Annotated in this window: 10 protein-coding genes and 1 pseudogene; 4 read left to right on the top strand and 7 right to left on the bottom strand. The window is 60.5% G+C overall.

The features are described from left to right. Positions 1 to 114 precede the first annotated feature (114 nt). The gene (acs, locus tag ACLH1I_RS19375; protein WP_198079874.1) at positions 115 to 2073 is read right to left on the bottom strand and encodes an acetate--CoA ligase; all 1959 of its coding nucleotides are present in this window, start codon (positions 2071 to 2073) and stop codon (positions 115 to 117) included. Positions 2074 to 2173: 100 nt separating this feature from the next. Here acs and ACLH1I_RS19370 point away from each other — a divergent pair. Together ACLH1I_RS19370 and gltP are read left to right on the top strand one after the other, a co-directional pair. Continuing rightward, a pseudogene (locus ACLH1I_RS19370) lies at positions 2174 to 2374 on the top strand (hypothetical protein). A gap of 111 nt (positions 2375 to 2485) precedes the next feature. Beyond that, positions 2486 to 3799, top strand: coding sequence for a glutamate/aspartate:proton symporter GltP (gltP, locus tag ACLH1I_RS19365; protein ID WP_004206354.1), 1314 nt, complete (start codon positions 2486 to 2488; stop codon positions 3797 to 3799). Between the two features lie 34 nt (positions 3800 to 3833). On the opposite strand, the gene ACLH1I_RS19360 is transcribed toward gltP, so the two are convergent. Then, positions 3834 to 4520, bottom strand: coding sequence for a tetratricopeptide repeat protein (locus ACLH1I_RS19360; RefSeq protein ID WP_004206356.1), 687 nt, complete (start codon positions 4518 to 4520; stop codon positions 3834 to 3836). A gap of 204 nt (positions 4521 to 4724) precedes the next feature. Continuing rightward, the gene (gene fdhF, locus ACLH1I_RS19355) at positions 4725 to 6872 is read right to left on the bottom strand and encodes a formate dehydrogenase subunit alpha (RefSeq protein ID WP_077598907.1); all 2148 of its coding nucleotides are present in this window, start codon (positions 6870 to 6872) and stop codon (positions 4725 to 4727) included. A gap of 272 nt (positions 6873 to 7144) precedes the next feature. Between fdhF and ACLH1I_RS19350 the strand changes: the two genes are divergently transcribed. Then, entirely contained in the window at positions 7145 to 7873 is a 729-nt protein-coding gene (locus tag ACLH1I_RS19350; RefSeq protein ID WP_004206359.1) for a response regulator, read from the top strand. 50 nt (positions 7874 to 7923) lie between these two features. Here the strand turns inward: ACLH1I_RS19350 and ACLH1I_RS19345 are convergent, their stop codons facing one another. The 4 genes from ACLH1I_RS19345 to ACLH1I_RS19330 form a co-directional block, all read right to left on the bottom strand. Then, positions 7924 to 8931 carry a carbohydrate kinase family protein gene (locus ACLH1I_RS19345; protein ID WP_017900095.1) on the bottom strand — a complete coding sequence of 336 codons (1008 nt, stop codon included), beginning with the start codon at positions 8929 to 8931 and terminating at the stop codon, positions 7924 to 7926. A 74-nt stretch (positions 8932 to 9005) separates the two neighbouring features. Next, positions 9006 to 9947 carry an ABC transporter substrate-binding protein gene (locus tag ACLH1I_RS19340; protein WP_004206362.1) on the bottom strand — a complete coding sequence of 314 codons (942 nt, stop codon included), beginning with the start codon at positions 9945 to 9947 and terminating at the stop codon, positions 9006 to 9008. A 30-nt stretch (positions 9948 to 9977) separates the two neighbouring features. Beyond that, positions 9978 to 10976, bottom strand: a complete 999-nt coding sequence (locus ACLH1I_RS19335; protein ID WP_004206363.1) for an ABC transporter permease subunit — start codon at positions 10974 to 10976, stop codon at positions 9978 to 9980. Continuing rightward, positions 10973 to 12493 carry a sugar ABC transporter ATP-binding protein gene (locus tag ACLH1I_RS19330; protein ID WP_032456860.1) on the bottom strand — a complete coding sequence of 507 codons (1521 nt, stop codon included), beginning with the start codon at positions 12491 to 12493 and terminating at the stop codon, positions 10973 to 10975. The genes ACLH1I_RS19335 and ACLH1I_RS19330 overlap by 4 nt, the downstream gene beginning before the upstream one ends. A 179-nt stretch (positions 12494 to 12672) precedes the next feature. On the opposite strand from ACLH1I_RS19330, the gene ACLH1I_RS19325 reads away from it, so the two are divergent. Further along, positions 12673 to 14958 carry an ATP-binding protein gene (locus ACLH1I_RS19325; protein ID WP_032456861.1) on the top strand — a complete coding sequence of 762 codons (2286 nt, stop codon included), beginning with the start codon at positions 12673 to 12675 and terminating at the stop codon, positions 14956 to 14958. Positions 14959 to 14969 lie beyond the last annotated feature (11 nt).

Below are 14969 nucleotides of genomic sequence, written 5' to 3'. Positions count from 1 at the left end.
TTAAAGGCCGGGATACGGTTCGCTGACGGCGTTCCTGCGAGTGAAATCCTGGGGGAGGGACTTATTTTTATCCTCTCCCCGGTGGGGGAGAGGGTGTAGGGAATCGGTCCTTACTTAAGAAGGCATGGTAATGGCCTGCTTCTCTTCGAGCAGTTTTTCCACTACGCCAGGATCGGCGAGAGTCGAGGTATCGCCGAGGTTGCTGGTGTCGCCCGCGGCGATCTTGCGCAGAATGCGGCGCATGATTTTGCCCGAGCGGGTTTTTGGCAACGAATCGGTCCAGTGCAGAACATCCGGCGTCGCCAGCGGGCCAATCTCTTTACGCGCCCAGTTACGTACTTCCGCATACAGCTCCGGCGTCGGTTCTTCACCGTGATTGAGCGTCACGTAGGCGTAGATAGCCTGGCCCTTGATGTTGTGCGGAATACCGACCACTGCCGCTTCGGCGATTTTCGGGTGCGACACCAGCGCCGATTCGATCTCGGCAGTACCCAGACGGTGGCCGGAGACGTTCAGTACGTCATCCACGCGGCCGGTGATCCAGTAATAGCCATCTTCATCTCGGCGCGCGCCGTCGCCGCTAAAGTACATATTTTTGAAGGTGGAGAAGTAGGTTTGCTCAAAGCGCTCATGATCCCCGAACAGGGTACGCGCCTGGCCGGGCCAGGAGTCGGCGATGGCAAGATTGCCCTCGGTGGCGCCATCCAGCGGCAGCCCTTCGTTATCCACCAGCACCGGCTGAACGCCGAAGAACGGGCGGGTAGCGGAGCCAGCCTTCAGCTCAATCGCCCCCGGCAGCGGGGTGATCATAAAGCCGCCGGTTTCGGTCTGCCACCAGGTGTCCATCACCGGGCACTTCTCGTTACCGATCTTCTTCCAGTACCACTCCCAGGCTTCCGGGTTAATGGGTTCGCCGACCGAGCCGAGAATGCGCAGCGAGGAGCGGTCTGTGCCTTCGATAGCCTTGTCGCCTTCCGCCATCAGGGCACGGATCGCCGTCGGAGCGGTATACAGAATGCTGACCTTATGCTTATCGACGACCTGGCACATACGCGCCGGGGTTGGCCAGTTCGGCACCCCTTCGAACATCAGAGTGGTGGCGCCGCAGGCCAGCGGGCCGTACAGCAGATAGCTGTGGCCGGTGACCCAGCCGACATCGGCGGTGCACCAGTAAATATCGCCCGGGTGGTAATCGAAAACGTATTTAAAGGTGGTGGCCGCGTAGACCAGATAGCCGCCGGTGGTGTGCAACACCCCTTTCGGTTTACCGGTGGAGCCAGAGGTATAGAGGATGAACAGCGGATCTTCGGCGTTCATCTCGACGGGGCGGTGTTCGGCGCTGGCGTTCGCCATCAGATCGCTCCACCACAGATCGCGGCCTTCCTGCCAGTCGATTTTACCGCCGGTACGTTTCAGGACCACGACGTGTTCAATGCTGTTTACGTTCGGGTTTTTCAGCGCGTCATCGACGTTTTTCTTCAGCGGGATGGCGCGACCGGCGCGCAGCCCTTCATCCGCGGTGATCACCAGGCGCGAGCTGGAGTCGATAATGCGTCCGGCCACTGCCTCCGGCGAGAAGCCACCGAAAATCACCGAGTGGATGGCGCCGATGCGGGCGCAGGCCAGCATCGCCACCGCGGCTTCCGGCACCATCGGCATATAGATGGCGACCACGTCGCCTTTTTTAATCCCGAGGCCGAGCAGCACATTGGCGAAGCGGCACACGTCCGCATGCAGTTCACGGTAGGTGATGTGCTTGCTCTGGCTGGCGTCGTCGCCTTCCCAGATGATGGCGGTTTGATCGCCGCGCTCGGCGAGGTGGCGGTCGAGGCAGTTGGCGGCGAGGTTCAGGGTGCCGTCTTCATACCATTTGATGGAAATGTTACCTGGCGCGAAGGAGGTATTCTTCACGCGGGTGTAGGGGCGCATCCAGTCAAGGATTTTCCCCTGCTCGCCCCAGAATGTATCAGGGTCGGTTATGGATTGTTGATACTGCGCCTTGTACTGATCCGGGTTAATCAGGCAACGTTCCGCAATGTTAGCGGGAATAGGGTGTTTGTGTATTTGGCTCATGGCTTTTTTTCTCCTTTGAACTTGTTAAATATATGTCAAACAAACGTTAAGAGTAGGGGTTTTGACAGCTTTGTTTGTTAATTGGGGGGCAGATCACGCAATGATTCAACTGAGTGAAATTTCGTCAAATGAAACTTTGAAGTGAAATAATTACGCAAATGAATTTATAGAAATGGATGATGTGAAATATTTTTTATTACAAATACTTATGCAAGGTAACTGGGGGAAATTCGCTGCTTTATGCAGAAAAGCAGAGGAAAGCCCTGTTCTTAAAGGCTTGCGCAGCATGCCGTGCAAATGATACTGATATTGCGCGTTAAATAACCCCACAAAGCAACGCAACACAATTCATACCCCCTGCAGTGGGTACCATGACGAAAAGGAATGGTGCCTTTCATTGAGGAAGTCAGTAGTGAAGAAAACAAAAAAAGTCAGTCTGGCCTGGCAAATTTTGCTAGCCCTGGTGCTGGGTATCCTTCTGGGCAGTTATCTGCATTACCACGCCGAAAGTCGCGATTGGTTGATTAGCAATTTGCTGACACCGGCGGGCGATATCTTTATCCATCTGATTAAAATGATCGTGGTCCCGATTGTTATTTCGACCCTGGTGGTCGGGATTGCCGGCGTGGGCGATGCCAAACAGTTAGGCCGGATCGGCGCCAAAACGATTATCTATTTCGAAGTGATCACCACGGTGGCGATCGTGCTGGGTATCACCCTGGCCAACGTCTTTCAGCCGGGAACGGGCATTGATATGTCGCAGCTGGCGGCGGTTGATATTTCGAAATACCAGAATACCACCGCTGAGGTGCAGAGCCATGCGCATGGCCTGATGGGCACCATCCTGTCGCTGGTGCCAACCAACATCGTGGCGTCGATGGCGAAAGGCGATATGCTGCCGATTATTTTCTTCTCGGTGCTGTTTGGTCTGGGGCTCTCCTCGCTGCCGGCGACGCACCGTGAACCGCTGGTGACGGTCTTCCGCTCCATCTCCGAAACCATGTTCAAAGTCACCCATATGGTGATGCGCTATGCGCCGATCGGGGTGTTCGCCCTGATTTCAGTGACCGTCGCCACCTTCGGGTTCGCCTCGCTGTGGCCGTTGGCCAAGCTGGTGCTGCTGGTTTACTTCGCGATCCTGTTTTTCGCGCTGGTGGTGCTGGGGATTGTCGCCCGCCTGTGCGGCCTGAGCATCTGGATCCTGATCCGCATCCTAAAAGATGAGCTGATTCTGGCTTACTCCACCGCCAGCTCCGAGAGTGTGCTGCCGCGAATTATCGAGAAAATGGAAGCCTATGGCGCGCCGGCGTCGATCACCAGCTTCGTGGTGCCGACCGGCTACTCCTTTAACCTCGATGGCTCAACGCTGTATCAGAGCATTGCGGCGATCTTTATCGCCCAGCTCTACGGCATCGACCTCTCCATCTGGCAGGAGATCACCCTGGTGCTGACCCTGATGGTGACCTCGAAGGGGATCGCTGGCGTGCCGGGCGTCTCCTTTGTCGTGCTGCTGGCCACCCTGGGCAGCGTCGGGATCCCGCTGGAAGGTCTCGCCTTTATCGCCGGCGTTGACCGTATCCTCGACATGGCGCGTACCGCGCTGAACGTGGTGGGCAATGCGCTGGCGGTGCTGGTTATCGCCAAGTGGGAGCATAAGTTCGACCGTAAAAAAGCGCTGGCGTATGAACGCGAAGTGCTGGGCAAGTTTGATAAAACCGCCCAATAAAACACAAAGCCCGGCGCGAGTGCCGGGCTTTTTCTTATCCTTTACTGATCCTGTCAAACTCTTCGCAGCCGGTATCAAATCCCTCAAGACAGCTAACGTTCAGCCAGTGCAGCGCCTTCTGCTTATTCGGTTCGATAAAGCCTTTCTCCCCCTGCTGGAACATCATCCCGGCCCAGTATTCGGCATAGCCGGTCCGCGAGAGCGCTGAGCTGCCTTTGAAGTATTCGCTCGCTTTCACATCATCTTCCGGGCCGTGCACACCGCTGGCGTAGATCAGCCCGAGCAGCATCTGGGCGTCTACCGCCGCATCGCTTTCGCTGTCCTGGGCGGCATCCTGCAGGAGCGTGATGGCGTGCGCCACGTCGGTGGGACCGGCCTGACGGTTCACCAGCACCCGCGCGAGGACGATTTCCCCGGATTTACTGCCGGCCTTAACGGCTTTTTCCGCCAGCTGGCGGGCCTGCGGATAGTCCGCCTGCTGCGGATTGCGAATTTTGAGCTGCGCCAGCAGGGCCAGCGCGTCACCATCGCCTTGCGCCGCTGCTTTCTGGGCCCAGAATTCGGCTTTCTGATAATCGCCGGAGCTGACCCAGGTATCCGCAAGGTAATATTGCGCGCGACGATCGCCGGCTTCCGCCTGCTGTTGATACTGACTGCCGGGTTCGGTGGCCACCGCTGCGCCGCTGGTGAAAACCAGTAAAAATAAAAAGAGGTATTTCATTTGTATTTATTATCAGCAAGGAACATAGCGCGCAGTATAAAGGGAGGCGAAAAAGAAGAAAATGGCGGGAATTAGCGGGGTGAATACCCGGATAGCGGCGCGTAGCACCTTATCCGGGCTACGGTTCGGTATTCGGTTGGTAGCCCCGGTAAGCGTAAGCGCCACCGGGGAGGGTTCCCGGATATCGGGTATGGCCGTCGAACCTTAACCCATCGCGCTTTCGCGCAGGCGGGATTTCAGCTTGTTGTACTCGTCGATCACGTACTGTTCCGCCGCGCGCTGATCGGCAATCCGCTCAACGTTGACCGCGCAGTACTTGTACTCCGGCGTTTTGGTTATTGGGCTCAGGTTCTCCGACACCAGCTCGTTACAGGCGCCAATCCACCACTGGTAGGTCATATACACCGCGCCTTTATTCGGCCGGTCGCTGACCTGCGCGCGGGTGATGATCCGACCCTTGCGCGAATTCACCCACACCAGCGCTTCATCCTCAATGCCTAACCGTTCGGCGTCGGCGGTGTTGATTTGCGCATAGCCAGGCTCATCCGCCAGCGCCGCCAGCGCCGCGCAGTTACCGGTCATTGAACGGCACGAGTAGTGGCCGACTTCGCGCACCGTCGACAGCACCATCGGGTACTCGTCGGTGAGCTTATCGATCGGCGCGACCCAGTCGCAGGTGAAGAACTGCGCCAGCCCGTTCGGGGTATCGAACTTCTCTTTAAACAGATACGACGTCCCCTGATCGGCGTCGGACTCATCGCGGCACGGCCACATCACATAGCCGAGCTCACCCATTTTCTCGTAGGTGGCGCCGTAGAAGTCCGGGCACAAATGCCGCAACTCGTCCCAGATCTCCTGGGTGTTGTTGTAGTGCATCGGATAACCCATCCGGGTAGCGATTTCGCTGATGATCTGCCAGTCGGTTTTCAGATCCCACTTCGGCTCCACGGCTTTAAAGAAGCGCTGGAAGCCGCGGTCCGCTGCGGTGTACACGCCTTCGTGCTCGCCCCACGACGTGGACGGCAGGATGACGTCGGCCGCGGAGGCGGTTTTGGTCATGAAAATGTCCTGGACGATCACCAGTTCCAGATCGTCGAACGCTTTGCGCACCGCTGACAGTTCAGCATCGGTCTGCAGCGGATCTTCACCCATAATGTACGCCGCCCGCACTTCACCGTGCGCCGCGCGGTGCGGCAGCTCGCTGATGCGATAGCCGGTATGCGCCGGCAGGCTGTCGACGCCCCAGGCTTTGGCGAACTTCTCGCGGTTTTCCGGGAACTTAACGTACTGGTAGCCTGGATAGGTATCCGGCAGCGCACCCATATCGCAGGCGCCCTGGACGTTGTTCTGGCCACGCACCGGGTTGACGCCGACGCTCGGTTTGCCGAGGTTGCCGGTGAGGATCGCCAGGCTGGTCAGGGAACGCACGGTCTCCACGCCCTGGTAGAACTGGGTAACGCCCATGCCCCACAGAATGGCGGCGGATTTGGCGCTGGCGTACATCCGGGCGCAGGCGCGGATCTCCTGGGCGCTGACCCCGGTGATCTCCTCCACCGACTCCGGCGTGTAGCCTTCAACGATTTTGCGATACTCCTCGAAGCCTTCGGAACGGCTGGCGACGAAGGATTTATCGTACAGATCCTCTTCAATAATCACGTGGCCAATCGCGTTGAGCAGCGCGATATTCGAGCCGTTCTTCAGCGCAATGTGCATATCGGCGATGCGCGCGGTTTCAATTTTGCGCGGGTCGCAGACGATAATTTTCGCCCCGTTGCGTTTAGCGTTAATGACGTGATTCGCCACGATAGGGTGGGAATCCGCCGGGTTGTAGCCGAAGATAAACACCAGATCGGTGTTATCAATCTCTGTGATGGCATTACTCATGGCGCCGTTACCGACCGACTGGTGCAGACCTGCAACCGAAGGGCCGTGTCAGACGCGAGCGCAGCAGTCGACGTTATTGGTACCAATAACGGCGCGCGCGAATTTTTGCATCACATAGTTGGTTTCATTACCGGTGCCGCGGGAGGAGCCGGTGGTTTGGATCGCATCCGGGCCATATTTGGCTTTAATGGCGCTGAGGCGAGTGGCGACGTAATCCAGCGCCTCATCCCAGGAGACAGCTTCCAGCTTGCCGCCGCGTTGACGACGGATCATGGGGGTTTTCAGGCGCGGCGTCAGGATCTGGGTATCGTTAATAAAGTCCCAGCCATAATAGCCTTTCAGGCACAGGGTTCCCTGGTTGGTTTTCCCCTGCGCCGCTTCAGCCCGAACGATTTTGCCGTTATCGACCACCAGATTGATTTTGCAACCTGATGCGCAATACGGGCAAACCGTGACGACTTTTTTCATCGGTCTTGCTCCAGTTATTCAATGGGCGCGTTTGCGCTATCGCGCCGTCACTATGCATCTTCTATGCCATATTTTCATTGTGGGTATTCCTTGATGATACGCGGCTTTTTTGGGCGAAATGCTGACGAAAAACAGCCTGTCGACAGATTTGACGTGTCGATACCCTGGAGATGTGACGGCGCTTGAAAAAATGTCACCGGGAGAGGAATTTGTCGGCGCAGCCTTGCAGAATCGATCAGACTGACACTAACTCCCCGCGGGCAGAGGCAAAGATGAAACCGGTCATTTTAGTGGTCGATGACGACATAGCGATGGGCGAGCTGCTCAGAGATGTGCTCGGCGCGCACGCGTTTGAGGTGCTGGTCTGCCAGACCGGCGGCGACGCGCTGGCGACGGTGGCGCAGCGGGCGGACATCGCGCTGGTTTTGCTGGATATGATCCTGCCGGATACCAATGGCCTGCAGGTGCTTCAGCAGCTGCAGCGCACCCGGCCGGAGCTGCCGGTGGTGATGCTCTCCGGCCTGGGCAGTGAGTCCGATGTGGTGGTGGGCCTGGAGATGGGCGCCGATGATTACATCGCCAAACCGTTCAGTTCGCGGGTGGTGGTCGCCCGGGTGAAGGCGGTGCTGCGGCGCAGCGGGGCGCTGGCCAGCGAGGCGCCGGGCGTCGCCGCCGGCCTGACGTTCAACGGCTGGCGGCTGGATACCACCCGCTGTGAGCTGTATAACCCGCAGCAGCAGGCGATCCCGCTGACCCAGGGAGAATACGGTTTGCTGCTGGCGCTGGCGCAGAACGCCCGCCGGGTACTGAACCGCGAACAGTTGCTGGCGCTGACCCATACCGAAAGCACCGAGGTGTTCGACCGCACCATCGATGTGCTGATCATGCGCCTGCGGCGCAAAATCGAGCTGAACCCGCATCAGCCGACGCTGATTAAAACGCTGCGCGGCCTGGGCTATGTCTTTTCCGCCGACGTGACCCACAGCGAGAAGGCGGCATAGGGCGGGAAGCTGTCTAACCGGCCTGGCCATTGCTGGGGGAGTCAACCCTTCTAATTATTTTGCAACTGAATAAACGTCTGTAGCTCAGTGAGCGTTTTGGCGCCGTCGATCGCATTGGCAGCCTGCAGGCTGGCGCGGGCGCAGGCGTGGGCCAGCTGCAGACTGTCGGTTAACGGCCAGCGTTCGTGGCTGCCGTACAGCAGGCCGGCGCAGAAGGCATCCCCGGCGCCGACGCTGCCGACAATCTCCTCCGGCGGCAGCCGCCATGACGGCACCCAGCGCCCGGCTTCTGTACGTGAGACGCCCCATGCCCCCTCCGGGCAGTGGATCACCACCCGTTGGCGCACGCCGGCGTCAAGCAATGCGCTGGCGGCGCTGGCGATATTGGCGACGTGCGGCTCGCCGTTGGGTAGCCGAATCTCCAGCCCGCTAAACTCGCTGGCTTCCAGTTCATTGATGGTCAGGTAGTCAAGATGCGCCAGCGCCGGCAGGACCAGCGGGCGGTAGCGCGGGTCGCCCTTGCGCGACACCAGATCGAGGGAAACCTCATAGCCTCGCTCGCGCATCTGCGCCAGCAGTCGCGCGCTGCGGGTGCCGTACACTTCGTCGGGGCGATCGAGACTCTCAAGCAGCAGCAGATAGCCGAGATGGAAAATTTTCAGCGGCGCATCCAGCGGCTCAAAGGCCGGAAGGTCAAGCAGGCGGTTGGCGCCGGGGGAGTGAAAAAAGGTACGCTGACCGTCAGCGTCGGTCATCACCTGAGTCATCGAGGTGGGGGCAGAGCTGGTGCGCTGCACGAGCTGGCGATTGATATGGTACTGATCGAGCATGGCGGTAATGTAGTCGCCATCGTTATCCTCGCCAATCAGGCCGACCGCCTGCAGCGGCAGGCCGGCGTGCATTTTGGCCAGGGTCAGCAGGACGTTCAGCGGCGCGCCGCCGGTGGCGCGTTCGCTATGCATAATCTCCACCAGCCAGCCGCGCTCCGGCCACTGTCTGATCTGGTGGACATGATCGACCAGCATGTTGCCTGCGGCAATAATGCCTTTACGTTCCATGATCGCTACTCCGCGCCGTCATACTTGTTAAGCGTAGCGCACAATCGGCGGAACGATCGTGCGCCCGGTTGCGCTTATTTCACGGTCCAGCCTTTGTAAGAGCTGACGTTGTTTTTGTCGATCATGGTCACCGGGATCAGCACCGGCGCGGTTGGGGCCGGTTTGCCCTGCAGGATGTTGTAGCCAATTTCCACCGCCTTCGCCGCCATCACCTGGGGATCCTGCGCCGGCGTTGCGACAAACAAGGAGTTCTTACGCTTCAGTGCCTCTTCGCCGTCCGGGCTGCCGTCGACGCCGACGATGAAGAACTCGCTGCGCTGCGCCTGTTTCGCTGCCAGATCGGCGCCAATCGCTGTCGGATCGTTGATCGCGAACACGCCGTCAATCTTCGGATTGGCCGCCAGCAGGGAGGTCATCACCTCCAGTCCGCCTTCCCGGCTGCCTTTGGCGTTCTGGTTGGAGGACAGAATTTTTATATCCGGGTGTTTTTTGAACTCCGTTTCGCAGCCTTCGACGCGGTTTTGTACGGCGGAGACCGGCGGCCCGTTGATGATCACCACGTTGCCTTTGTTGTTCAGACGATCGCTAATGTATTTACAGGCCAGCTCGCCCGCCTGGGTGTTATCGGAGGTGATGGTGGCGTCGGCCCCTTCGGCGGCAACGTCAACCGCCACCACCACGATCCCGGCCTCTTTGGCCCGTTTCACCGCCGGGCCAATGCCTTTCGAATCGGCGGCGTTGAGGATAATCATATCGACTTTGGCGGCGATAAAGTTATCGATCTGCGCCACCTGCTGGCCCAGATCGTAGCCGCTGGAGACCAGCGTCACTTTGACGTTATCCCCCGCCAGCTTGCGGGCTTCCAGCTCCGCGCCCTTGGTGATCTGCACAAAGAACGGGTTGGCAAGGTCGCCCACCGTCACGCCAATCGCTTTCAGCTCTTTGGCCGACGCAAAAGGGGAGGCGGCCAGCAGCGCGCCAGCACACAGCGCGGTGACTATCGGTTTTAAACGCATTCGCTTTTCCTCGCAGGTAAGATGGTGTTGTTATGCACTTTGATGATGTCGGGTACGGTATTTGTCGATCAGCACCGCAATGATGATCACCGCCCCTTTGATCACCAGTTGCCAGAAGTAGGAGACCCCCATCAGGGTCATACCGTTATTGAGGGTGGCGATAATCAGCGCCCCCACCAGCGTACCGGTGATGGTGCCGATCCCGCCGACGAAGCTGGTGCCGCCAAGAATGACCGCGGCGATGGCGTCCAGCTCGTAGCCGACCCCGAGGTTACCGTTGGCGCTGTACAGCCGGGAGGCGCTCATCACTCCGCCAAGGCCGGAGAGCAGGCCGCTCATGCCATAGACAAACAACAGCACCAGCCAGACTTTAATGCCGGTCAGCCGCGCCGCCTGCATGTTGCCGCCCACCGCGTAGATATGCACCCCAAGGGTGGTTCGGCGCAGGATAAACCAGCACACCGCGATAACCGCCAGGGCGATGACCACCAGCCACGGCACCGGGCCGAGGTAGTCATTGCCGATCCACTCGAAGCTGATATCGGAGTTGATCACCGTGGTGCCGTCGGCCAGCAGATAGGCGGCGCCGCGCAGCGCCGTATAGGTGCCGAGAGTGACAATAAACGGCGGTAGCCCGGCGAAGGCCACCAGCGCGCCGTTGAACAGGCCGAGCAGCAGGCCGAGCATCAGCGCCGCCGGAATCGACAGCAACGCCAGCTCCGGGATCAGCGAGACCACCATTGCCGCCACCGCGGTGGTGCCGAGAATGGAGCCGACGGAAAGGTCAATGCCGCCGGTGAGGATGATGAAGGTCATTCCCGCCGCCAGCACAATGTTGATCGAGGCCTGGCGGGTGATATTCAGCAGATTGCTTTCCGTGAAGAAGTTGGGGGCGATAAAGCCGAAGACGGCGACGATCAGGATGAGGATCGGCAGAATGCCGACGGTCTGCATCAGGTCGCCCATCAGCATTTTTTTCGCCGAAGCGGATTTCGCGACCGGCGCGGAGGTCTCTTTCGGTATGCTCATAGTTGCCCTGCCTTAAGGTGAGAATCGTTCACGCCGGTGGCCAGCGTCATGATCTGTTCCTGGCTGATATCGCCGGACTGCAGCTCGCCGGCGATAGTCCCTTCGCGCATCACATAGACCCGGTCGCTCATGCCCACCACTTCGGGCAGTTCGCTGGAGATCATCAGAATGGCGACGCCCTGGCGCGCCATGTCGTTCATGATGCGGTAAATCTCGCTTTTCGCGCCGACGTCGACGCCGCGGGTGGGTTCATCAAGGATCAGAATGCGCGGGCCAATCGCCACCCAGCGTGAAATCAATAATTTCTGCTGGTTGCCGCCGGACAGCCCGCCGGCGCGCACCTGGGCGTGCGGTACGCGGATGTTCAGCAGCTGGATGGCGTCATCGGAAATAGTTTGCGCCTTACGGCGATTGAGCATCCCCCAGGTCGCGTCGCGCTCCAGCGTCGCCATGGTGATGTTTTCCTGGGCCGCCAGTTCGAGAAACAGGCCCTGCTCTTTGCGATTTTCGGTCAGAAAGCCGATTCCATGGTCGATGGCTTCGCGCGGCGAGTGGATCACCACCGGCTCGCCGTCGATCTCGATCACCCCGCCGGTGGCTTTGCGCACGCCAAAGATCAGCTGCGCCAGTTCGGAGCGTCCGGCGCCGACCAGCCCGGCGAGGCCGACGATTTCGCCGGCATGCACCACCAGGCTGCTGGGCTTAACCTTACCGCCATCGGTCAGATCCTCGACCCGCAGGCGCGGCTGGCCGCGGGGAATATCGCGCTCTTTATTGAACAGATCGCTGAGCGGACGGCCGACCATCATGCGCACCAGCTCCGGTGCGTTGAGCTTGTCGCGCACCAGGCTGCCGACATACTGCCCGTCGCGCAGGACGCTGACCCGGTCGGAGAGCTCATACACTTCCGCCATGCGGTGGCTGATATAGATAATCGCCATCCCCTCATCGCGCAGGCGCAGGATGAGGTCGAACAGGCGCTGGGTTTCCCGCGAGGAGAGGGCGGCGGTGGGTTCATCCATCACCAGAATGCGGCTTTGACGGTGCAGAGCGCGGGCGATCTCCACTTGCTGCTGCTCGGCGATGGTCAGGGTCATCACCCGGTCGCTGGCCCTGAACTGGGCGCCGAGACGGTCGATCACCGCCTGCGCCTGGCTGAGCATGGCTTTGCGCTGCACCAGGCCACCACGTGCCAGCTCGCTGCCGAGGAAAATGTTTTCCGCGACGGTCAGGTTCGGCGCCAGCTGCATCTCCTGGTAGATCAACGTGATCCCGGCGGCCAGCGCGTCCTTGGGGCCGCGGATCGTTTGCGGTTTTCCGTCGATCAGGATCTCGCCGCTGGTGGCGGTATAGGCGCCGGCGAGGATCTTCATCAGCGTGCTTTTTCCGGCGCCGTTCTCCCCCATCAGGGCGTGGATCTCGCCGGGCCAGACCGTCAGGTCGACGCCCTTCAGCGCGTAGAATTTGCCAAAAGCTTTGGCGATATGGCGCATTTCCAGTACCGGGGTGGCGGTCATCACGGCGCTCCTGTCTGCGAGAACAATAGCAGCAGTCCACCACCGGAAAATAAATGCAGGATGTCAGAATCCATTCATATTTGTCATAGTGATAAATAGTTAACCGCGATCACAGTTACGCGGCGTCATTTTCTGCACCGTCACGCCTATATGCCGACCGTTCCTTCACCGGAGTTGCTATGACCGCTCGCCGACACCCGTTTTTCACCAGCGCCCGTGGCCGCCTGCTCTCCTTTAATCTGCTGATGGTGGTCGTCACCCTGCTGGTGAGCGGCGTGGCGGTGTTCGGCTTTCACCACGCCAGCCAGCTGCAGGAGCAGGTGCAGCGCCAGACCCTCAACGATATGCGCGGCAGTATGGATCTGGCGCGGGACACGGCGAATGTCGCCACGGCCGCGGTGCGCCTGTCGCAGGTGGTGGGCGCGCTGGAGTACAAAAGCGAAGCGGAACGGCTGCTGGCGACGCAGCAGGCGCTGAAGCACTCGCTGGCTCAGCTGGCAGCGGCTCCGCTGGCGCAGCAGGAGGAGGCGCTGGTGGCCAGTATTATTCGCCGCAGCAACGCGCTGCAGCGGAGCGTGGCGGAGATGCTGGAGCGCGGCCAGCGTCGTCATCTGCAGCGCAATGCGCTGCTGAGTTCGCTTTACCAGAATCAGAGCAACCTGCGCCATCTCGCCGATCTTAACGATCGCGGCGGGGACCGGGCGATCGATCCTCGTCGGCTAGCCGAGATGGACCGGCTGATCGCCGCCGCGATCCATACCGTCACGCCGCGGTCGATCGTTCTGCAGCTCGACCAGCTGCGCGGCGACCTGCCGGCTCAAAGCGCCGATCCCGCGCTGGCGTTTGTTCTCCCCGACGTCACCCGGGAGCTGGCGAAGCTGGCCCCGCTGTCGGCCCAGTTGGAGGAGAGCGACCTGACGATCAGCTGGTACATGTACCACATCAAAGCGCTGGTCGCGCTGCTTAACGACGACATCAATCAGTACGTGACCCGGGTGGCGGAAGCCTCCGAACAGCGGGCGGCGCAGAGCCATCGGGAGCTGCGCTCCATCAGCATGTTTATTCTGCTTTCCGCGCTGCTGGCGCTGGCGATCACCGGCTGCGCCGGGTGGTACATCTACCGTAACCTGGGCTCTAACCTGACCGCTATCTCGCGGGCGATGTCGCGGCTGGCTCAGGGAGAGCCGAACGTCTCGGTGCCGGCCCTGCAGCGGCGCGACGAGCTGGGCGAACTGGCGCGCGCCTTTAACGTTTTCGCGCGCAATACGGCGTCGCTGGAGCACACCACCCGGCTGCTGAAAGAGAAGACCACCCAGATGGAGATCGATAGGATTAAGCGTCAGGAGCTGGAGGAGGCGCTGTTGCACAGCCAGAAGATGAAGGCCGTCGGCCAACTGACCGGAGGCCTGGCGCATGATTTTAACAACCTGCTGGCGGTGATCATCGGCAGCCTTGAGCTGGTGGAGCCGAATGCGCAGGATGCGCCACGCCTCACCAGGGCGCTGAAGGCGGCGGAACGCGGGGCGCTTCTGACCCAGCGGCTGCTGGCCTTTTCGCGTAAGCAGGCGCTGCATCCCCAGGCGGTGGCGATGGCGCCGTTGCTGGAGAACCTCAGCGAGCTAATGCGTCACTCCCTGCCGGCGACCTTGAGCCTGGAGATTGAGGCGCAGTCGCCGGCGTGGCCGGCATGGATAGACGTCGGCCAGCTGGAAAACGCCCTGATTAACCTGGTGATGAACGCCCGCGACGCCATGGCCGGGCGCGCGGGCGTCATTAAAATTCGTACCTGGAATCAGCGGGTCACCCGCAGCAGCGGCCAGCGGCAGGATATGGTGGCTCTGGAGGTGATCGATCACGGCTGCGGCATGTCGCAGGCGGTGAAAGCCCGGGTGTTTGAACCCTTCTTTACCACTAAAGCCACCGGCAGCGGCAGCGGCCTGGGGCTGTCGATGGTGTATGGCTTTGTGCGCCAGTCGGGCGGCCGGGTGGCGCTGGAGAGCGCGCCGGGGCAGGGAACGACGGTGCGGCTGCAGCTGCCGCGGGCGATGACCGAGGTAGAGAAGGCGGCGGTGCCGGTGGAAGACGAACCAATCCCGGCGGGAGAACGGCTGGCGCTGGTGCTGGAAGATGAAGAGGATGTTCGCCAGACGCTGTGCGAACAGCTGCATCAGCTGGGCTGGCTGACGCTGGAAACCGCCAGCGGGGAAGAGGCGCTGCAGCTGCTGGAGGCCTCGCCGGATATTGCCCTGTTGATTAGCGATCTGATGCTGCCCGGCGGGCTGAGCGGCGCCGATGTGATCCATACCGCGCGCCGCCGCTTTCCGGCGCTGCCGGTGCTGCTGATCAGCGGTCAGGATTTGCGCCCGGCGCAGAACCCGGCCCTGCCGGAGGTGGAGTGGCTGCGTAAGCCCTTTACCCGCGCTCAACTGGCGCAGGCGCTGAGTGCAGCGTACGCGAGGATTTGAGATTCCTCCGC

The organism is Klebsiella sp. 1SOBk10mer (assembly GCF_046602535.1).
In the GTDB taxonomy this organism is placed as follows: domain Bacteria; phylum Pseudomonadota; class Gammaproteobacteria; order Enterobacterales; family Enterobacteriaceae; genus Klebsiella; species Klebsiella quasipneumoniae.
This window is presented reverse-complemented; position numbering and strand designations above follow the sequence as displayed.